Origin of the sequence: Bradyrhizobium sp. SZCCHNR2028 (assembly GCF_032380995.1) — a bacterium.
Classification (GTDB): domain Bacteria; phylum Pseudomonadota; class Alphaproteobacteria; order Rhizobiales; family Xanthobacteraceae; genus Bradyrhizobium.
Genome location: NZ_JAUHJF010000007.1, coordinates 258,675 through 279,263 on the forward strand (window position 1 = coordinate 258,675; position 20,589 = coordinate 279,263).

A 20,589-nucleotide genomic window follows, 5' to 3' on the forward strand; every position below is an offset into this window, starting at 1 on the left:
TTGACGAGCAGGAGCTTGTGCGTTGGCCAACGAGGCTATGCTTCAGTTCGGATTTGCCATCGGAGTAAAGAAGCGAATATTGCCTGCAGACGGGTCGTAGGTAACCCAGGAATCAGGATTGCCGGAATCATAGACCCAGACCGGCTGCCCCTTTGTCGCGAGGAACCATTGTGCGGCCGGATTCTGCTTCTGGGACGGCTCCTTGAAATCTTCTTTGGCCACAGTGAACTTGTTGGCATAGGAGGAGGCGCGGTTGTTGAACGCCGTAAGGTCGCCGCTGCGCAAATAGGACCATCCTTCGACCTCGGCCGCTGATTTCTGCAGGGCAATGAGGGTCGGATCGTTCTGCGGCAGGGTGTTTGCGGCTGCGACCGCAATGTAATTCGAGCCGGTGATGGCGTCCTGGTATTGGCCGGCGACGTAGGACGAATTGGCGGCATCGGCGATCCAGGTCAGCTGTTGCTTCTTGTCCTCCGTCGTCGCTGCGGCAACGGCGTAGAGTCGGGCACGTTCTCCGGCGTCGAAGGAATTGACAGCCAGTATGGCGATATCGGCTGGCTTGGCACCGGCAGCAGCCAGAGCCCGCTTGTTGATGTCGATCGCGAGCTTGTCGTCGCTGTGCGACCAGTTCTTAGGATCCGAGGACACCGGAATCCATGATCGCGTCGCGGCGGTTTCCGCTGCCAGCAGCGAGGCATATCGGGCCTCCGCGCGTGCCGTCTGGAGATCGGCCCGCTTCGCCGCGGAGATGTAGAGGTCGTCGATCATGCTGAGCACGGGCTTGCTGCTGATGATCTTGGTATGGTCCTCCTGAACCTCGATGGTCTGGCGCGTGCTGCTGACCAGCATGCTCTGCGCGCTGTAGACGGGGACGGTGCCGTCGCCCTGGACGATCTTCGTGCCGTCGATCCGATCGGCCTTGCCGCTACGCAGGTGGAACCAGCCATAGGTGCGATCGGTCTTTTCCCGACCAAAGAAATACGACACGTCGGCAATGCTGGCCGGATCGAAATCAGCGATTTCGCACAGCACCTGCTCGGCGTTCTTCAGCATCGGCGCGAGCTCCCTGTCGTAATAGCTGTTTCGGACCGCGGGCAGACCGATCCGCTGCAGCAGATCGTATTTGCGCCAGGTCTCGACGTCGAACAGGTTGACCGGTTTGTCGTTGTCGCTCGCGACCGGCACCCCCGCTCTGCTCAGCGCAGGCTTTTGCCGGAGGCAATATTCGCTGCTGCGGATCGGCAGCAGCTCGTAGAGGCTCGGGAATGAGATGCCCGCCGCATTGATCGAATCCAGCAAATAGTTGCGCTCCCACCAGCCGAGGTAACGCTTCAGCCCGGTCAGCTCATCGAACAGGATGTTGTAGCCATCGACGACGGCCTTGATCGCCTTGGGTGATCCGAGATGCGGGGTTGCAACGAACACGATCTGCGACACCTCGGGCAGGCTGCCGTTGCTGCAGGGCTGCTTGGCGTAGCGGGCGGCCCAGATCTTGGTCATCAGTCCGCCCATGCTGTGAGCGATGATCACGATCGGCGACTTTGCCGCGCCAGCTCGGATGTCGCAGATGCGGTCGCGCAGCAGCGTGGCGTTCGAGGCGTTGGAGAGCCGCCAGTCATACGAGAATACGGTGACGAGCGGGTCGCCGGAGGTGTCAGGTCCGATCGTGCCGGCCTTCTGGCGAAGATGGTCGACGATCCCGCCATAGATGTCGCTGAACAGCAAGGTTTCGACGACGTCGGTCTGATAGCGGCGATCCGCCTTCAGGCTCAGATCGACATCGCTTCGCGTAATCGCGCCGGCCGTCCCCCAGATGTCGCGGCACTGGCTGCCATCGGCGCGACATTCGGCGATCTTCGAGCCGAGGATGCCCGGAACGAACAGGACCCGCGGGGCGGTCTGCCGTCGGATCTCGCGGCGCTTGGCATAGAACTCGTCACGGGTCTGCTGCGGGATGTCCTTGATGATCGCGCTTCCCGGAACCTCTGGCACCGGCGCGGCCTGCCCGCGGCAAGCGCTCGCAACAGCAAGCGTGAGAATGACAGCGATGACAAACCTGGCCGGAAGCATCGGCGATCTCCATTGAGATTGATCGCAACACATGCGTGTCTCATGGCGGGATGAGACTGGTGGTATAGGATATCAACAACTCATGATAGCAACGAACCGTCAGGCCGTCACGACAGGTTTTCAGGTGCAGCCGCCCGCCTCGATGAATGACCAGGTGCTGCTCGAGCCCGCTTCGATGCGGCCGACATCCTTGCCAAGGATGCGGATGCACAAGGCTTTGCCGGGACCGCCTCCGGCCGGTTGAACTTCATTACGACGGGAGCGACCTCTGCGAGAGGAACCCGAGGCCGGTTGACCGCATGACGCTGACGAAAATTCTGTTGCTGACGGCGCTGCTCGCGGCGCCGAGCGTGGCCGCTGCGCAGGCGCCTCATCGCGAAGCCTGCAACGTCGAGGTCGACATCGCCGACCGCGATCCGAACGGCGCCAATGTCCGCGCGGAGCCGGGCGGCAGCATCATCAAGGCGCTGAAGAATCCGACCAGCGACGGCTGGATCGTCGTGCATCTCACCGCGCAGCAGGGCGACTGGTTCGAGATCGACCGGGCCGTGCTGAACGACGTCGATCAGGGCAAGGAGAGCGTGATCTTTCAGGGCAGGGGCTTCGTGCATCGGAGCGTGGTGGGCGTCGGCGGCCTGCAGAACGGTGCGGTGATCTATCGCGACCATGCCGCCTCGAGCCCGAAGCTCGATCCGCATGCGAACGGCGACCAGGCTGTCGAACTGCTCGGCTGCTTCGGCGACTTCGCCAAGATCCGCATGAAGAAAGGCATCGGCTGGACCCGGCAGCTCTGCACCAACATGGTGACGACCTGCTCGTGAGCGGCCGCGTCCGCCGCCGACGAAAGCGGATCAAACCCCTCAGGCCGCGTGCTGCCGGTGCTGCGACAGCCGCTCGCGCTCGCGCCGGCACTTGGCCGCGAATTGGCGCAGCCGCTCGATCGTCAGCGTGTCCGTGATGCTCCGCTCGAGCCGCTCGGCCCGCTCAATCTGGTCGTCGAGGTCTGTCAGCTTGGTCATGTCCCGTCTCCCTGGCCAGACAATTTGAAGCAAATTGCATCGTTCCGGCTGGATGAGGATCGTGGTGAATGACGGGTTAATTCCGTGATCGGGCGCACGTTGGCTGGATCGTGACGGCGAGCCGAGGATGCGGGGCGCGGGGGACCGGCGGGACTGTACCGTCGACGCCTCCGCAGGCGTCGCATCAGCCGCGTTCGTGGCGCCTTTGTTTTGATCGGGCAGGCCGTTCGCCAGCATGCACGCGTCAGCCACGCCCAGGGGAGCGTTCCATGGGGAGGCCATCGGCCGCCGCTGCAAGCATGTCTATTCGCTCGAGCAATTCGGATTGTCGCGGGCGCAGGTCCTGGCGCGGTCGGAAGACTCTCTGGCATGGCTGGAGCGGCGCACGGGCGCAAGGCTGTGCCGGCCGAACCAGTTCTGATTCAAAGGCTAGCTGGCCCTCGCGCAATAGTCACGCCAGAACGTCCGGTATCCCTGTTCCACATGCTGCGTGTAGAGCGCGCCGTTTCCGGCGGTTGAATTCAATACCCTGGCCGGCAGCTCAGCGCGGAGCGCGGCAAGCTCGCCGGGCCGCGAGCAGAATTTCAGCGCTGCCGCGAGATAGCCTTCGTCGTCATCGGCGACCCACGCGTCGAGGCCGACCGCCTTGACGATCGCGCCGCCGGCGCGTGCCGAGGGGCTGCTGCCGAGCTTGGTGACGACAGGCACGCCCATCTGCAGTGACTCCCACGTCGATATGCCGCCATTTTGCGGGAACGGATCGAGTGCGATGTCGATATCGGCGAACATCGCAAGATGCTCCTCGCGCGATGTCTTTCCGACGCAACGGAGGCGTTCCGCGGCGATGCCGTGGGCGACGAAGCGGGCGATCAATCGGTCGCGCAGCAGGGGATCGCTCATCGCATGGTTCTTGACGACGATCATAGAGCCCGGCGTCGCAGCCATCAGCTTCGACCATAGAGCCAGAGTGGGCTCCGAAAACTTGTCGGCGCGATTGAATGAGCCGAAGGTGACGTGACCGTTGCGAAGCATGGGCAGCGGCGACGGTGGAATTGGAGGCGGCGGTTCGATCGTGATCAGCGACGGTAGGTCGTAGATCCTTTCGGCAAACAGATGCCGGACCGCGGCCGGGATCGTCACCGCATCGGCCAGCAGATAGTCCATCACTGGCAGCCCCGTGCCGGTGACGCTGCCGACGGCGGAGACCTGGATCGGGGCGGGCTTGCGCGCAAACAAGGTGAGCCGATGGCCGGCGGAATGCCCCGAGAGGTCGACGAGGATGTCGACCTTGTCGGCCCGGATCTGCTCGGCGAGCCTCTCGTCGGTCAACTGCCAGGCGTCGACCCAGCGATCGACCTGCGAACGGCATAACTCCGTCTTGGCGTCCTTTGCCGGCGAACAGGAATAGCCGATGATTTCGAACTTGGCGCGGTCGTGATGGCGCAGGATCGGTAGGAAGCCGAGAGCCGCCGAATGCTCGCGGAAATCGGAGGAGACGTAGCCCACGACGAGCTGCCGATCGGGGTCGAGATCTCGCCCACCGAGTTGGACACGGGGTAATCGCGAGCCGATCGCCTCCCACCAATATCTCCGTTCTGCCTGGAGACGTTCGACTCCGATCTCGGGCAGGAAATCCAGCGCGAAGATCTTCTTGGTGATCGCGTCCTCGTAGTTCGGGTTGATCGCGAGCGCGCGGTCGTAATCCGCAATTGCCGTGGCGATGTCGCCTTGCATCGCAGAGCAGACCCCGAGCAGGGTCCAGGCGCTCTCCTGCTTCGGGTTCTGCGCCAGGATCTTGTCGACGAACGAGATCGCCAGGGCGATGTTGCCGCGCACGAGCGAAACCGTGGCCTTGCCGCGCAGGGCGTCTTCGAGCAACGGTTCGAGGACCAGTGCCGCGTCAAAATCGGCTTCTGCCTCGTCGAACTTGCCCTGCTCCTGATAGGCCCGCCCGCGCTGGGCGAGGGCAGGGGCCGCATTCGGATTGATGGCCAGCGCCGCAGTCAGCGCCGCCAGTGCAGCATCGAAATTCCGCAGGTTCATGCTGACCAGGCCCTTGCCGAACAGGGCCGTCAGCAACCGCGGCTGCAGCGTGAGCGCGCGATCGAAGCTCCGGCCGGCGTCCTCGTACCGGCCCGTGAGCAGCAGCGCCATTCCGCGATTGGCATGGGCGTCGCCATAGCCGGGGTTCAGCGCGATGGCGCGGTCATGCGCAGCAATCGCCTCCTCGAAACGCGAGAGGCTCATCAGCGTAGTGCCGAGATTGGTGAGCGCGGCCGGGAAGTTCGGCTGGAGTTCGACGGCGCGTTCGTAACGAGCGCGGGCCTCCTGATAGCGGCCGAGCCGGAATAACGAGAGACCAAGATCGGACTGGGCTCCGGCCGAGCGCGGGTCGATCTCGACCGCGCGTGTCAGGACGAGCACCGCCTGGTCGAAACGGCCGCAATCCCGCTCGGACACGCCGAGCAGATGCAGGGCGCCGAAATGATGCGGCAGGTCCTGCAGGATCTGCTGGCACAGTGCCTGAGCTTCCGGATGTCGGCCTTCGCGGTAGGCCTTGACCGCCGCTGGCAACAGCACGTCCGCCTGTTTCTTGGCGCGCTTCTGCAGCCTTGCGTTTTGAAAGGCGCGGGAGCCAACGCTGCTCTGCAAGTGCAATCCTCCGGGGAGCGCTTCATTGCTCGCAATGGTTGTTTTGTTTTCGCCGATTCGCAATCGGGAGGACTGTGTTCCCGGCAATTCGGCGCCGGGTCAGGCGGTGTCGACCATCCGCCATCGCAAGCATCGCGCTGGAGGATCTGGAAGAACAAGGTACCGCTGCGATCGACAGAGCTCTCCGAGGACGAAGTGCGCGGAGACGCCGAGGTGCAGTGACGGGAACAACGAAGTGTGCGCGACGACGGGGTGGCGTTTCGTTCGCGAGTCGAAACCGGCTGACCTCAAAAATAGTGGGTCAGCACCGAATGGCTGGGGAACCTGGATTCGAACCAAGACAAACAGAGTCAGAGTCTGTTGTGCTACCGTTACACCATTCCCCACCGAAGTCACTGATATCGCAGTGATTTTTTCGGAAGTTTTGCAATCAGGGCCAAGAGTTTTGCAAATCGCCCCGTCAGCCGAGGTCATATAGCCGGGTCGACGTTCTCGGTCTAGCCCTCGGTAGGCGAATTCCTTGGAATTGGGCGCTTGTGGGTACAGGGGCGATACGGATTGTGCTGTCAGTTTTTCTGTGCTCATTTGAGGAAGGAAAAACTGACAAGGACGTCCTGAATGGCAGTCGCAATCTTCAAAAGCGCGATTGAAGTCGATGGCCGCCTCGCAGCCCTCGGACTTAATCGGGAGAGCCTGCTGGAAGTAGTCACCGCTATGGTGGCCGGCAAGGCGGCATGCACTGAAAACGATCCCCCCTCGGCCCCAGGATGGTCGTCATGGCGGCATGGTGTTCGGCGATCGCGAGAGGTGTTGCGGCCTCGCGGCTGGCTGAAGGACGACACCGACCAAATGTCTTGTGTTGTGAACCATACGCTGGGCATGCGCATCACTGTCGCCAATACGGATGAACAGACTGGGCAGGCCCTACCAGGCTCAATTCCTCAGAACCGCGCCCGGAAAGGCGCGGCTACCGACCGTGCTGTTGATGGAACGCAGCAGACGTTGTTCGGCCTGTTGACCTCGAAACCAGATGGAAAGGTCATTCTTTTCACTCCAAGGGCTCGTCACTCGTCCACCTACGCCACGTTCTATATCTGCGTGTTCAATGAGGGCGATGTCGTTCGCGCAGAGTTCTCGTGTCCAATCTCCGTTGAGAGTGGTTTTTTCACTGGGTTCAGCGAACGAATCATTCTAGTTGGGCCGGGCGACTGGCCGCCAAGCGTGAAGTCGCGCCAAGAGCTCAAGCCTGAAGCGTCCAGTTCCGAGTTCGATATTCCGGTACGTCGCAAGTAACTATGGGTAAGAAATTCAATGGGAGGAGGTTCGGCATCGCTCGAAAGCGGCGATTGCTGAACAAGCGCAAGCTCGCTGATGTGCTAGGTGTCAGTGAGTACACTGTTATGCGTTACGAGGCCGGGAAAACTGTTCCGGCAGACGACATGATTCTTGTCCTTGGAAAGACTCTCGGATTTCCGGTTGAGTTCTTCTTCGGGGATGACGTCGATGAACCCTTGGCTGATGCGGCGAGCTTCCGCAGTCAAACGTCAATGACGGCCGGGGTTCGGGACGCTGCACTGGCCGCTGGCTCAATCGGATTTCTAATTTCTGATTATGTTGAGGCGCGCTTCGATCTTCCGAAGATCGCGGTTCCTAACTTGGAGTTCTACTCACCGGAGGAGGCGAGTAGAGTATTACGGCAAGACTGGGCGCTCGGAGAGCGGGCCATCTCCAATATGATTCATCTGTTAGAATCTAAAGGCGTTCGAGTTTTCTCGTTGGCCGAGAACTCGCTAAAAGTGAACGCCTTCTCGCTCTGGCGTGAGGGTAAGCCGTACATCTTTTTGAACACCATGAAGAGTCCGGAGAGCAGTCGGTTTGACGCCGCTCACGAACTCGGTCATCTAGTGCTGCATCAAGACGGTAAGCCGAGAGGCCGAGAAGCTGAGGATGAGGCAAACAGGTTTGCGTCTTGTTTTTTGATGCCCGAAGCGGATGTTCTAGCACAGATACCCTACGTGCACTCGCTCAATCAGATTATTGAGCAGAAGGCCAGATGGAAGGTGTCGGTAGCGGCGCTCAACTACCGCCTTCGGAAGCTCGGGGTGACTACTGAGTGGCAAAATCGCAACTTCTGCATTCAAATTGCAGAACGTGGGTTTAACAAGAACGAACCGTTCCCGATCGAGCGTGAGATGTCCGTAGTTTGGGACAAGGTTCTGAAATCCCTTTGGGCCGATAGGATTACCCGCACTGAGATTGCTCGCGATCTCAATCTGCCACCTAGTGAAGTCGACTCGATGATTTTCGGGGTCTTAGGTAAATCAACCCCGAGACCTGATGCTCGCAAGCTATCGGCCATTTAGCGCACAACTCAGTGCTGCTGGTTTTCAGTCCTTCTGACCGATTACGACGCGAAGTCTCCTCTGGCCGTCGAGCCCGACCTTCATCTGGTCCTTGAACCGCATGTAGTGTTCGACGTTCTGTCGGGACATTCCGATATCATTGGCGATCTGGTCGACTTCGTAGCCCTGCTCGGCGCGCACCAGGATGCCGGTGCCGCGCAGGCCGTGGATGGTAGGGTGGTCGGCATCCTCGGGGTCGATGTCCCACTCGTATTTCTTGACCTGGCCGGCGACCCATTCCTTCCACCGGCGGCAGAGCTGTTTGCCTTCCGATGTGCCTTCCAGCCAGCGGCCCCATCGCGCCCGCAGGCCGTCGGGGGTGTATTGCGCGCCCTTCGGCGAATAGAGGTACAGGTCTTCGCGGAAGCGCTCGATCGGCTTGAGCCAGCGCGTGTTCGTGAACGTCATGGGCGTTTCGGCCCAGCGGTCGATCTCGATCGCGTCGACCGCAGCAAGAGGGATGTGGAACGCGCGGCGGCGCTTCCGCGTCTTCTTTGGCCGGCACCAGAGCCCGTTGCGGTCGCGATGCTCCGGGCCCATGCGGATCAGGTCGCTGCCGCGCTGGCATGTCATGATGCCGAGCCGCGTCATCCGGACCAGGTCCGGCCACGCATTCGCCCGGACATAGTCGACGATCCAGTCGGGCCAGGGCACATGGCCTCGGTCGGGAATGTCGAAGTCTCTGACCTTTTCGAACGGGTTTGCCTCCGCGAGACCGAGTGGGATCGCCCAATCGAAGATGGTCCGTCCGACCGACAGCATCTGGTTCGCCATCACCGGCGTGGCCTTCATCGTGTCGCGCGCCGTCTGCACGACGAACGGTGTCAGGTCCCGCACGCGCGCCGCGCCTTGCTCCTCCATTCGGCGCATTGTCACTTCGTAGTTCGTGCGGGTGCCGTCGGCGAGGCGCTTGAACTCGTCGCTGGCGCGATAGCGCGAGATGAGATCGCCGATCGATCCCGCGGGAAACGCCGTCCGAATGGAAGCCTGGCGCCGCTCGACCTCGGTCCAGAAAGCCCGTGGCTCGGTCTCGGCGTTCGGCAGCTTGATGCGCTCGCCCTCTCGGTCGGTGCCGCGCCCGGGATTCCAATAGTAGTAGGTGTAGGCCTTGCCGTTCTTTTTGCGAACGGTGACCTTTTCGACACCCTCAGGCAGCGCCACTGCGCTTTCCCTTCTTCTGGCCAAAGCTCGCTGCCCACTTCATGGCGTCGGCGAGGGCGTGTCCAACGCGGAGATGGCGCGGCAGTAGGCGACAAGAAGCGGCGGATTATTCCGCCGCTTCCTTGACCGGACCTGCCGCTGCGGTCTCGGGCTCGTGGTCGATATGCGTGCGGCCCCAGCGCGCGAAGGCGTTGTTGACCTTGTCGAGATAGAGATAGACCACCGGCGTCGTGAACAGCGTCAGCATCTGGCTGACGATGAGGCCGCCGACCATCGCATAGCCGAGCGGCTGGCGGATCTCCGAGCCGGTGCCGTTGCCGAGCATCAGCGGCACGCCGCCGAGCAGCGCGGCCATGGTCGTCATCATGATCGGACGGAAGCGCAGCAGGGCGGCCTGGCGGATCGACTGCTCCGGCGGCAGATGCTGGTCGCGTTCGGCGGCGATGGCGAAGTCGACCATCATGATGCCGTTCTTCTTCACGATGCCGATCAGCAGGATGACGCCGATCAGCGCAATCAGGCTGAAATCGTAGCCGAACGCCATCAGGATCGCGAGCGCGCCGACGCCGGCCGACGGCAGGGTCGACAGGATCGTGATCGGGTGGATGTAGCTCTCGTAGAGGATGCCGAGGATCAGATAGACCACGACGAGCGCCGCGAGGATCAGCAGCGGCACGGTCGACAGCGACTGTTGGAACGCCTGCGCGGTGCCCTGGAAGCTCGAGTTCAAGGTCGCCGGCGCGCCGAGCTCGACCATCGCGCGCTGCACCGCATCGGTGGCCTGGCCGAGCGCGACGCCCTGGGCGAGGTTGAAGCTGATCGTGATCGACGGGAACTGGCCCTGGTGGCTGATCGACAGCGGCCGCACCGGCACGTTGGTCCAACTGGCGAAGGTCGAGAGCGGCACCTGGTCGCCGGTGGTCGGCGATTTCACGTAGAGCTTGTTGAGCGTGTCGATGTTGCCCTGCAGCTCAGGCAGGATCTCCAGGATCACGCGGTAGGAGTTGAGCTGGGTGAAGTACTGCGCGACTTGGCGCTGGCCGAACGCGTCATACAGCGTGTCATCGATCAGCTGCGGCGAGATGCCGTACCGCGAGGCGGTGTCGCGGTTGATCGTGAGCTGCACGGTGGTGCCGTCGGCCTGCTGGTCGGTGGCGACGTCGCGCAGCTGCGGCAGCGAACGCATCTTCTCAAGGATCTTCGGCGCCCATTCGTTCAGCTCTGCGACGTTGGGATCCTGCAAGGTGAACTCGAACTGGGTGCGGGACGGGCGGCCGCCGAGCCGGATGTCCTGCGCTGCCTGCATGTAGAGCCGCGCACCCTCGACCTTCTCGAGCTGCGGCCGCAGGCGGGTGATGATCTGCTGCGCCGTCGCGTTGCGCTCCTCGCGCGGCTTCAGCGTGATGAACATGTTGCCGTTGTTGCCGGCGCGGCCGGAGCCGCCGATTGCCATGGCCACGCTGGCGACGTCGTGATCGGCCATTACGATGTTGGCGAGCGCCTCCTGGCGCGACTGCATCGCCTTGAACGAGATGTCCTGGGAGGCCTCCGAGGTCGCGGTGATCAGGCCGACGTCCTGCTGCGGGAAGAAGCCCTTCGGGATCAGGATGAACAGATAGACCGACAATCCGAGCGTGGCGAAGAACACCATCAAGGTGGCGAAGCGCCAGCGCAGCGCCAGATCGAGCCCCTTCTCATAGGCGCGCAGCATCGCGTCGAACGCGGCCTCGCTCCACTGGTAGAACTTGCCGTGCTGCGCGGCGTGCTCGTTGCGCAGGAAGCGCGAGGCCATCATCGGCGTCAGGGTCAGCGACACGAACATCGAGACGAAGATGGTCATCGCCAGCACGACCGCGAACTCACGGAACAGCCGGCCGATGATGCCGCCCATCAGCAGCAGCGGGATCAGCACCGCGACCAGCGAGATCGAGATCGACACGATGGTGAAGCCGATCTCCTTGGCGCCCTTGTAGGCGGCGGCCATCGGCGATTCGCCTTCCTCGACATAACGCGAGATGTTCTCGAGCATGACGATGGCGTCGTCGACCACGAAGCCCACCGCGATCGTCAGTGCCATCAGCGACAGATTGTCGAGCGTGTAGCCGACCCCCCACATCATCGCGCAGGCGCCGAGCAACGCCAGCGGCACTGTGATGGTCGGGATCACCGTCGCCCAGAAGCTGCGCAGGAAGATGAAGATAACCATCACCACCAGGAAGATGGTCAGGATCAGCGTGAACTGAACGTCCTCAACGGCGGCGCGGATGGTGGTGGTCCGGTCGGAGATGAGATCGATCTTGATCGCCGGTGGGATCGCCGCGACCAGCCGCGGCAACAGCCCCTTGATGCGGTCAACGGTCTCGATGACGTTGGCGCCGGGCTGCTTGAAGATCACCAGGAACACGCCGCGCTTGCCATTGGCCCAAGCCGCCTGCTTGGCGTCCTCGGCCCCGGTCACAGCCTTGCCGATGTCGCGGATGCGCAGCGGGCCGCCATTGCGGTAGGCGATGATGACGTCGTTCCAGTCCTTCGACTCGGTGAGCTGGTCGTTGGCGTAGATCGTATAGGCCCGCCGCTCGCCGTCGATGTTGCCCTTGGGCGCGTCGACCGTGGTGATCGCGATCTGGCTGCGCACATCCTCCATCGACAGCCCCTTGGCGACGAGCTTGGCCGGGTCGATCTGGATGCGGATGGATGGTTTCTGCTGGCCGCCGATGATCACCTGGGCGACGCCCGAGATCTGGCTGATCTGCTGGGCGAGACCGGCGTCGACCGCGTCGCTGACGGTGGTCAGCGGCAGCGTCTCGGAGGTCGCCGACAGCAGCAGGATCGGCGAGTCCGCCGGGTTGACCTTGCGGTAGGTCGGCGGCGACGGCAGATTCTTCGGCAGCTGGCCGGAGGCGGCATTGATTGCGCCTTGGACGTCGTTGGCGGCGCCGTCGATGCTGCGATTGAGGTCGAACTGGATCGTGACCGATGCGGTGCCCAGGTAGCTGGTCGAGGTCATCTGGGCGATGCCCGGGATCTGGGCGAACTGCCGTTCCAGCGGCTGGGCGACCGAGGTTGCCATGGTCTCGGGGCTGCCGCCCGGCAGGTTGGCCGTCACCTGGATCGTCGGGAAGTCGACCTGCGGCAGCGGCGCGACCGGCAGCAGGGGGTAGGCGACGAGGCCGATGAACAGGATGCCCGCCATCAGCAGCGAGGTGCCGATGGGGTATTTGATGAAGGGTGCCGAGATGCCGCCGCCGTTCATTCCTGCCGGACCTTAGCTGGCGCCGGCTCCGAGCTGGCCACCGCGGTGGTCACGACCGAGCCTGGCTGCACTTTGAATTGACCGCCCGTAATCACCTGCTGGCCGGGGGTCAGCCCCTCTTCGACCACGGTACGGCCATCGATCGAAACGCCGACCTTCACCTTGCGCAGCTCGGCCTTGTTGTCCGGGCTCACCGTGTAGGAATAGAGCCCGTTGGTCGAATGCTGGACGGCGTCGTCGGGAACCACCGTGGCGTCCTTCAGCGTCCGCACCAGGAGCCGCGTCGACACCGACTGTCCAGGCCACAGCACGTGGTCCTTGTTGTCGAACACCGCCTTCAGCCGGATCGTTCCACTCGACGTGTCGACCTGGTTGTTCACGACCATCAGCTTGCCTTCGGCGAGCTGTTTCTTGCCGTCAGTGGTGAGCGCAATCACCTTCAGGGCAGCAACCTTCTGCGCCTCGTTGATATAGGGCAACTGCTCCTCCGGCGCGGTGAAGATCACCGCAATCGGCTCGATCTGCGCGATCGAAACGATGCCGGTCTGGGTCGAGGCATTGACGATGTTGCCGATGTCGACCTGGCGCAGGCCGGCGACGCCGGAGATCGGCGCCTTGACCTGCGTGTAGCTGAGCTGGGTCTGGGCATTGGCGATCGCGGCGTCGTCGGCTGCGATCTGAGCGGTGAGCTGCGCGACGGTGGCGCGCTGCGTGTCCTGCTGCTGCCGGGTCGCGAACTCGCCGAGCTTGGTGGTGCGCTGCAGGTCGAGATTGGCGTTGTTGAGATTGGCCTCGTCCTGCGCCCGCTTGGCCTTGGCCTGGTCGAGCGCGGCCTGGAACGGCCGCGGGTCGATCTCGACCAGCAGGTCGCCCTCGTTCACGAGCTGGCCTTCGGTGAAGGCGATCTTGTCGATCTGGCCGTCGACGCGGGTCCGGACCTGGACGGTGTTGAAGCCTTGCACGGTCCCCAGGCCGGTGAGGAAGACCGGGAAGTCCGTCTTCTGGACCAGCACGGTCGAGACTCGAACGGCCTGCGGCCCGGCCGATTTCTGCGCAGCCGTCTTCTTCGCTGCCTCAGCGCCCTGATAGCGCTGCCAGCCGTAATAGCCGGCGCCGCCGAGAGCCGCCAGCAGCAGGATCCAACCTATGGTTCGCGATGTCTTCATGCTGGCCCACATGCTGAGACGAACAGGATAACCGGTCTTTAAAACCATTCCCAGCACGCCAGATATAGTACGCACGCAATTAATGTGTAAACACACGAGCGCGTGGACAAACCTAAACAATCGGCAAGCTTCGAGGGATCGCAAGGGAGTTCACAGCCATGTCGCTGGATATGAGACGTCAGCTCGTTGCGCAGCTTGTCGAAAGCTCGCGCATCCTGCGCAACTATATTGATCATCGTGCCAAACAGCGCGGCACGACCCGCGCACAATGGGTGGTGCTGTTTCGGCTGCGCGCGCATGAGGGGATGTCACAGGTCGATCTCGCAGAAGTGCTGGAACTGCAGCCCATTTCGCTGGTGCGTCTGCTCGACAGGCTGGTCGAGCAGGGGCTGCTGGAGCGCCGGCACGATCCGAGGGATCGCCGCGCGAACCGTCTCCATCTCACCGCCGCGGGACGAAAGCTCGTCGATGATCTCGACGAGCTGCGCGATGCGATTGCCGGCGAGGTTCTGCACGACATTCCGGACGAGGCCGTCGCGACCAGCCTGTCCACGCTCAGGGACCTGAAGGATCGGATCAAGACGCTGTCCGATCCGAAAGCCGAGGTCGCGCTCAAATAGCTGAGCCGCAGCGCGGACCGTCTTGATCCCATCTTGAGTTGCGTTGTTCTACTAAAACATCTTGAGTGCGAAGAATGGCGCAGAAGCTTGCCGTTGCCGCCGTGCGGCCTGCGCGAGAGCAGGGCGGTCTGCGGCATTCCTCTGCCGCCATTGCCGGCCAGCGCGCCGCGCCGGATCTGTCGCCGACCGCGCGGGTCTCTCGTGCGAAGGCCGCACTCCGACCTATTCTCGCCGTCTTGTCGCGCCCGATGGGAGCTGATTAGAAGCCGGTGAGTCCGGCCGCCGTCATGGCGCCGTCGGTCCGCGGCAGGATTCAACCGGAGCGAGGCTGCGTCGCCCGACGGTGCGCCGTGCGACGATAGCGAATGGGGAGCTCACGATGGAAGAACTGAATGGAAAGATGCTCGCGTGCCAGATCCTGGTCACCGGCCTGATCGCGCGCGTCGCCAACGAGCAGCGCGATCCCTTGCGCTTCCTGACCGATTTTCGCGATGAGATCAGGGCCGTCGTCAAGGGCGTGCGGATCGCGGGGGTCGATGATTCCGATCGCGTGCGCCAGATCGCGGTGCAGACCGTGGACGAGCTGTTCTCGCTGATGAAGCCGCCGAGCCCCGACGAGCCGGCTGGCTCGTCGAACTGACAAGCGCAGCGATTCGACGGCAGCGCGAGTCAATTCGCGCTGTTTAGAATGATTTCAAGTTCCGCATGTTGTTAGTTGAGCGTTTTAGAATTGTTTTGATCTGGAACTATTCAAGGCCAAATTAGGGCTCCTCAAATTGACCCCCTGAAACGCGCCCGATACCAACGACACATCGTTGCAACGCAAATGATCCGCGTTCGCGATGTGGAATGAAAAAATCTGGGGCGCGTGAAAATAAAATGGGACAGGTGAGAGCACCGCGTTCGCTGCGTGGGGTCGCAGCGATGAAGGTCAATGACGGACGAGGAGAGGGGCCCTCCGTCACCAAGGTGTCGGCAGTGGCCGGGCTGATGGCGGTGGCATCGATGTCCTCGGCCGAGGCGCAGCCGGCTTCCGACCTGCCCCCGGTCAACGTCGATGCGCCGATCGCGCGCGCCAAGCCGACGTCCTCCAAGCCGACCGCCGAGCAGGTCCGCGCGCGCAATGCCCTGCGCCGCGCGGCGGCCCGTCAACAGGCGGCGCAGCAGGCCGCGGTGGCGTTCCCGAACGCGGGCGGGCTGTCTGCGCCGGACGCCAACCCTTACGCGGACGCAGCCGAGCCCTACAAGGTCAACCGCGTGCAGGCGTCGGGCAAGTTTCCTGAGCCGCTACTGAATACGCCCAAGACCATCACGGTGATGAGCAAGGAGGTGCTGCAGGACAAGCACATCACGGCGCTCAAGGAGATCGGCCGCTCGACCGCCGGCGTCACGCTCGGATCGGGCGAAGGCGGCAATGCGTTCGGCGACCGCTTCTTCATTCGCGGCTTCGATGCCCGCAACGACGTCTTCATCGACGGCATCCGTGATCCCGCCGTGTCGATCCGCGAGAACTTCTTCACCGAGCAGATCGAGATCCTGCGCGGTCCGGCCTCGTCCTATGCCGGACGCGGCACCGCCGGCGGCGCCATCAACATCGTCACCAAGCAGGCTGGCGATACGAACTTCAAGCGGATGGATACCGAGTTCGGCACCGACCAGCAGAAGCGCGTCACGCTCGACGTGAACCAGGTGATCTCGCCAACCTTCTCGGTGCGCACCGGCGGCCTGTTCCAGGACTCCAATGTGGCGGGGCGCAACTTCGTCACCGACGACCGCTGGGGCGCCTTCCTCTCGACCAAGTGGACGCCGATCGACGATCTCAAGATCACGACGAACTATGTCCATACCGATCTGTCGGGTTATCCGGATTTCGGCGTACCCTACTACAAGCAAGGCAACGTCCCCGTGACCTCCGCGGGCATTCCGCGCGGCACCTGGTATGGCTTCCTCAATCGCGACTTCCAGACGGCGCGGCAGGATTTCGGCACTGCCGCGGCCGAGTACAAGGTCAACGAGGCGATCACACTCAGCAGCAAGTTCCGCGGCGAGCACTCGCTGCTCAACTATATCGGCACCTTGCCGCAGAATCCGAACACGACCAGTCCCAATCCGCTGCTCTGGACCACCACGGCGAGCGCGCAGAGCCGCTATCAGACGGTGGACGTCTGGGCCAACCAGAACGACGCCACGTTCAAGCTCGATACCGGCGGCGTCAAGCATACCGCCGTTCTCGGCACCGAGTTCTCGAACGAGAACATCTCGATCGATCGCTACACCGGCCTCTCGTCCGAACTGTTCGGCGGCGGCTCGACCAGCTCGGGCGCGGTCACCGGCGTCAACGTGTACTCGCCGCAGTACACCTACATCCCATTCAGCAATACGCCGTCGCTGGTCGGCAACCCGACGCGCTACGGCGTCAACACCAACAGCGTCTACGTCATGGACACGGCCAACTGGCAGGACACGGTCATCCTGAACGGTGGGGTGCGCTATGACGGCTACACCATGAGCTCGTCGACCAATTCGCCGAAATACCTCAAGATGAACGCGGATCTGGTCAACTACAATGTCGGCCTGGTCTACAAGCCGATGCCGATCGGCAGCATCTACGCGGCCTATGCGACCTCGGCCAATCCGTTCGGCTCCGAACTCGACGCCACCGGCACCGATTACGGCGGCGTGCCCGCCAACACCGCGGTCCTGCTCGGACCCGAGCGCAACAAGGCGGCCGAGCTCGGCACCAAATGGGAGCTGGTCGACCGCCATCTGCTGGTCTCAGCCGCGCTGTTCCAGACCACCAAGGACAATGCCCGCGAGACCGTCGGCGGCCTGCTCACCTCGGGCGCGGCCTACCGCATCCAGGGCATCGACATCGAGGCGGAAGGCAAGCTCACCGATCGCTGGAGCATCTTCGGCGGCCTGGTGCTGATGCAGTCGAAGGTCACGCAGAGTGGCGTCGCTTCCAACATCGGCCTGCAGCTCGCCAACATCGCCCACCAGTCGTTCAGCATGCTGTCGAAGTACAAGCTCGACAATGGCTGGGAGATCGGCGGCCAGGCGGTCTACCGCTCCAAGGTCTATGGCGGCACCTTCGCGGCGAACACCGGCAACGAGCTACCGAGCTACTGGCGCTTCGACGCGTTCGTCGAGAAGAAGCTCGACGCGCACTGGACCATGAAGCTTTATGCCCAGAACCTGACCAACAAGCTGTACTACGACACGCTGTATCGGAGCGCGGTGCCGTTCGTCGCCGTGGCCCCGGGGCGCGCCTTCTACATCGTCACCACTGCGAAGTTCTGATCATGCTGATCTGCATCCCCGACGTTCTGTCGAAAGACGAGGTGGCCGAGTTCCGCCGCATCATGGATGCGGTGGAGTGGGAGGACGGCCGCTCGACGGCCGGGGCGCAGTCGGCCATGGTCAAGCGCAACGAGCAATTGCCGCCGGATGGCGAGGCGGCGCGGGTGCTCGGCCAGCGCGTCATCCAGGCGTTGACGAAGCATCCGCGCTTCCTGTCGGCGGCGATCCCGCTGCAGATCTTTCCGCCCTTGTTCAACCGCTACACTGCCTCGCGCGGCGACCATTTCGGCATCCATGTCGACAATGCCGTGCGCGGCGATCCGCTGACCGGCCTGCGCATCCGCACCGATCTGTCGATGACCTTGTTCCTGGCCGAGCCCGACAGCTATGACGGTGGCGAGCTTGTGATCGAGGACACCTACGGCTCGCACGAAGTCAAGTTGCCCGCGGGGCACGCGGTGCTGTATCCGTCATCGAGCCTTCACATGGTCACGCCGGTCACGCGCGGCGCCCGGGTCGCCTCTTTTTTCTGGATGCAGAGCATGATACGGGATGCCCACGTCCGGAGCATGATCTTCGATCTGGACACGGCGATCCAGAGCTTGGCGGAACGCCTCGGGAGGGACGATCCCGATGCTGTCAAGCTGACCGGCATCTATCACAATCTGATCCGGCAATGGGCCGAGGTCTAATGGGCCGAGATATGATGACATCGTTCCTCGTTAGGTTTGCAATCGTCCTGTCATGTCTGTCTGTTGCTGCGGGGCTACCTGCATATGCGCAGCAGGAGCCGGCCAGGTCCGCCCCGGCGGTCTCGACCGATCCGTCCGCGACGGCGCCGGGCACGGCACACACGATGGCCCCTCCCGCGTCGGGCCAGGCGGCCGCGGTGGGCAGCGAGAGCGGCACCCGCGGTGGCAAGTCGGTGACCACCGGGCTCGACGAGCTGTCGCCGCTCGGCATGTTTCTCAAGGCCGACATCGTCGTCAAAGCGGTCATGATCATGCTGGCGCTGGCCTCGATCGCAAGCTGGACGATCCTGATCGCCAAGAGCCTCGAATTCTCCGTCCTGCGCCGCCGGCTGGTCGGCGCGCTGCGCAAGCTGACCGGGGCGAAGTCGCTGGCCGAGGCCCATCTTGCGCTTGGTCAAGGCAAGAACGTCGCGGCATTGCTGCTGCAGGCTGCGATATCAGAGGCACGGCTGTCGGCCGGGCTCGGCAGTGACGAGGGCATCAAGGAGCGCGCAGCCTCGAGCTTTACCGAAATCGTTCGAGCCGAAGCGCGCCGGGTCCGCACCGGCATGGGCCTGCTCGCCACCGTCGGTGCGATCTCGCCCTTCGTCGGACTGTTCGGCACCGTCTGGGGCATCATGAACAGCTTCATCGGCATTTCCAAATCGCAGACCACCAACCTCGCGGTGGTCGCGCCGGGCATCGCGGAAGCGCTGCTGGCGACCGCGATCGGTCTTGCCGCGGCGATTCCGGCCGTGATCATCTACAATCACTTCTCGCGGGTCGCGAAGGGCTATCTCGAGCTCGTCAACCGCGCCTCCGGCACCACCGGACGATTGCTGTCGCGTGATCTCGATCGCAGCCATACCGGCCGTCACGTCCGGGCGGCGGAGTAGCCGAGGATGGCCGTCTCGCTCTCCGAAGGCGATCTCGACGACGATTTCGACGAGACCCACGACATCAACGTGACGCCGTTCATCGACGTCATTCTGGTGCTGCTGATCATCTTCATGGTGGCCGCGCCGCTCTCGACTGTCGACCTGCCGATCGACCTGCCGTCCTCGAGCGCCACGCCGCAGAAGAAGCCGGACAAGCCGACCTACGTCTCGATCAAGCCGGACCTCACGCTTGCGATCGGCGAGACCTCCGTGAAGCGGGTCGACTTGCTGTCCGAGCTGAACAAGGTGATGGCCGATCACGGTACCGACGACCGAACGGTCTTCCTGCGCGGCGACCGTGCGGCGCCCTATGGCGAGGTCATGGAGGTCCTGGAGCTGCTGCGGAGTGCCGGCTATAAATTCAAGCTGGTGGCGCTGGAGCGTGTGCCCGGCGCGCCCGGTGATGCGGCGGCCGCGCCGGCGCCACAACCCTGAGCGGCCGTTCTGAGATGAGTGACCTCGAGACCGGACTTTCGACTTCGCGGGTCGCGTGGTTCGCGGCCGCGATGGTGGCCGTCGCGCTCCATGTCGGCGGCGTCGCGGTGGCGCTGACCACGGCCCATGGCGACGATGACGCCGGCGGGCTCGGCACCGCCGCCGACGTCATCGACGTCGAGCTGGCCGCGCCGAAGGTCGAGGAGAACGACCTGCCCAACGGCGTCGATTCCGTCGCCGAGACGGCATCGGCCGCGACCCCCGAGCAGAAGGCCGAGACCGAGCAGACGGATCTGCAGAAGGGCGCTCCAACCACCACGGAAGAGGCCGACCAGCGGGTCTCGCCCACCGAGGTCAAGAAGCCGACGGAGGAGGAGAAGGTCGCCGCCGTCGAGACCAACGCCTCCGAGGCGCATGACTCGGCCATCGACAGCTCGCGGAAGACGCTCGATGCGAAGGTGCCCGACGCCGAGCGGGTCAAGGCGCCCGATCCGATTGGCATGGGCAAGGACCGGGATCCGCAGACCACGAACTGGCAGCGCAAGCTCAGCCTGATCGTGAAGAAGAACCAGAAATATCCGGCCGGCAAGACCCAGGGCGGCAGCGTGCGGGTGTCGTTCAAGCTGAACCGCCGCGGCAACGTGGTCTCCGTCGACGTGATCCAATCATCCGGAGATCCGGACTACGATCGCGAAGCCGTGGCAATGGTGCGCCGCTCCGACCCATTCCCCAAGCCGCCCGCGCAGGTCTCCGACGACGAGATCCCCTTCAACATCGTCGTCAAATTCCCGGCGACCAAGACCTGACGCCGGGACGATCGGCCGAACGGTCATGGCCGGCCG

General features: G+C 63.3%; 16 protein-coding genes and 1 tRNA gene. 10 read left to right on the plus strand and 7 right to left on the minus strand.

Going from position 1 to position 20,589, the window contains the following annotated elements:
• Positions 1–42 precede the first annotated feature (42 nt).
• Complete coding sequence (locus QX121_RS14670) at positions 43–2,070, minus strand: lipase/acyltransferase domain-containing protein (RefSeq protein WP_315812291.1); 2,028 nt, start codon at positions 2,068–2,070, stop codon at positions 43–45.
• 299 nt (positions 2,071–2,369) lie between these two features.
• Between QX121_RS14670 and QX121_RS14675 the strand changes: the two genes are divergently transcribed.
• Positions 2,370–2,891 carry a hypothetical protein gene (locus tag QX121_RS14675; RefSeq protein ID WP_315812292.1) on the plus strand — a complete coding sequence of 174 codons (522 nt, stop codon included), beginning with the start codon at positions 2,370–2,372 and terminating at the stop codon, positions 2,889–2,891.
• Positions 2,892–2,930: 39 nt separating this feature from the next.
• Here the strand turns inward: QX121_RS14675 and QX121_RS14680 are convergent, their stop codons facing one another.
• The 3 genes from QX121_RS14680 to QX121_RS14690 form a co-directional block, all read right to left on the minus strand.
• A complete protein-coding gene (locus QX121_RS14680) occupies positions 2,931–3,089 on the minus strand; it encodes a hypothetical protein (protein WP_315781062.1) in 159 nt (52 codons plus the stop codon).
• 429 nt (positions 3,090–3,518) lie between these two features.
• The gene (locus QX121_RS14685; protein ID WP_315812293.1) at positions 3,519–5,741 is read right to left on the minus strand and encodes a tetratricopeptide repeat protein; all 2,223 of its coding nucleotides are present in this window, start codon (positions 5,739–5,741) and stop codon (positions 3,519–3,521) included.
• A 312-nt stretch (positions 5,742–6,053) separates the two neighbouring features.
• Positions 6,054–6,127 (minus strand) — tRNA-Gln (locus QX121_RS14690).
• 232 nt (positions 6,128–6,359) lie between these two features.
• On the opposite strand from QX121_RS14690, the gene QX121_RS14695 reads away from it, so the two are divergent.
• Both QX121_RS14695 and QX121_RS14700 read left to right on the plus strand, forming a co-directional pair.
• A complete protein-coding gene (locus QX121_RS14695; protein ID WP_315812294.1) occupies positions 6,360–7,034 on the plus strand; it encodes a hypothetical protein in 675 nt (224 codons plus the stop codon).
• Between the two features lie 2 nt (positions 7,035–7,036).
• Entirely contained in the window at positions 7,037–8,104 is a 1,068-nt protein-coding gene (locus QX121_RS14700) for an XRE family transcriptional regulator (RefSeq protein WP_315812295.1), read from the plus strand.
• A 24-nt stretch (positions 8,105–8,128) separates the two neighbouring features.
• Here the strand turns inward: QX121_RS14700 and QX121_RS14705 are convergent, their stop codons facing one another.
• From QX121_RS14705 to QX121_RS14715, 3 genes are all read right to left on the minus strand, one after another.
• Positions 8,129–9,304 carry a hypothetical protein gene (locus QX121_RS14705; RefSeq protein WP_315812296.1) on the minus strand — a complete coding sequence of 392 codons (1,176 nt, stop codon included), beginning with the start codon at positions 9,302–9,304 and terminating at the stop codon, positions 8,129–8,131.
• A 106-nt stretch (positions 9,305–9,410) separates the two neighbouring features.
• Positions 9,411–12,557, minus strand: coding sequence for an efflux RND transporter permease subunit (locus QX121_RS14710; protein ID WP_315812297.1), 3,147 nt, complete (start codon positions 12,555–12,557; stop codon positions 9,411–9,413).
• The gene (locus QX121_RS14715) at positions 12,554–13,723 is read right to left on the minus strand and encodes an efflux RND transporter periplasmic adaptor subunit (RefSeq protein WP_315739691.1); all 1,170 of its coding nucleotides are present in this window, start codon (positions 13,721–13,723) and stop codon (positions 12,554–12,556) included. Before QX121_RS14715 ends, QX121_RS14710 begins: the two co-directional genes overlap by 4 nt.
• A gap of 158 nt (positions 13,724–13,881) precedes the next feature.
• Between QX121_RS14715 and QX121_RS14720 the strand changes: the two genes are divergently transcribed.
• The 7 genes from QX121_RS14720 (at position 13,882) to QX121_RS14750 (ending at position 20,553) form a co-directional block, all read left to right on the plus strand.
• Positions 13,882–14,343, plus strand: coding sequence for a MarR family transcriptional regulator (locus tag QX121_RS14720; protein ID WP_315739692.1), 462 nt, complete (start codon positions 13,882–13,884; stop codon positions 14,341–14,343).
• A gap of 379 nt (positions 14,344–14,722) precedes the next feature.
• Entirely contained in the window at positions 14,723–14,983 is a 261-nt protein-coding gene (locus QX121_RS14725; RefSeq protein ID WP_315812298.1) for a hypothetical protein, read from the plus strand.
• Between the two features lie 239 nt (positions 14,984–15,222).
• Positions 15,223–17,643 (plus strand): TonB-dependent receptor, encoded by a 2,421-nt coding sequence (locus QX121_RS14730; protein ID WP_315812299.1) that lies wholly within the window; start codon positions 15,223–15,225, stop codon positions 17,641–17,643.
• A 2-nt stretch (positions 17,644–17,645) separates the two neighbouring features.
• Positions 17,646–18,335 carry a Fe2+-dependent dioxygenase gene (locus QX121_RS14735; RefSeq protein ID WP_315739695.1) on the plus strand — a complete coding sequence of 230 codons (690 nt, stop codon included), beginning with the start codon at positions 17,646–17,648 and terminating at the stop codon, positions 18,333–18,335.
• A gap of 11 nt (positions 18,336–18,346) precedes the next feature.
• Complete coding sequence (exbB, locus tag QX121_RS14740) at positions 18,347–19,270, plus strand: tonB-system energizer ExbB (protein ID WP_315812300.1); 924 nt, start codon at positions 18,347–18,349, stop codon at positions 19,268–19,270.
• A 6-nt stretch (positions 19,271–19,276) separates the two neighbouring features.
• A complete protein-coding gene (locus QX121_RS14745; RefSeq protein WP_315812301.1) occupies positions 19,277–19,747 on the plus strand; it encodes a biopolymer transporter ExbD in 471 nt (156 codons plus the stop codon).
• Positions 19,748–19,761: 14 nt separating this feature from the next.
• Positions 19,762–20,553, plus strand: coding sequence for a TonB family protein (locus QX121_RS14750; RefSeq protein WP_315812302.1), 792 nt, complete (start codon positions 19,762–19,764; stop codon positions 20,551–20,553).
• The last annotated feature ends 36 nt before the right edge of the window (positions 20,554–20,589 follow it).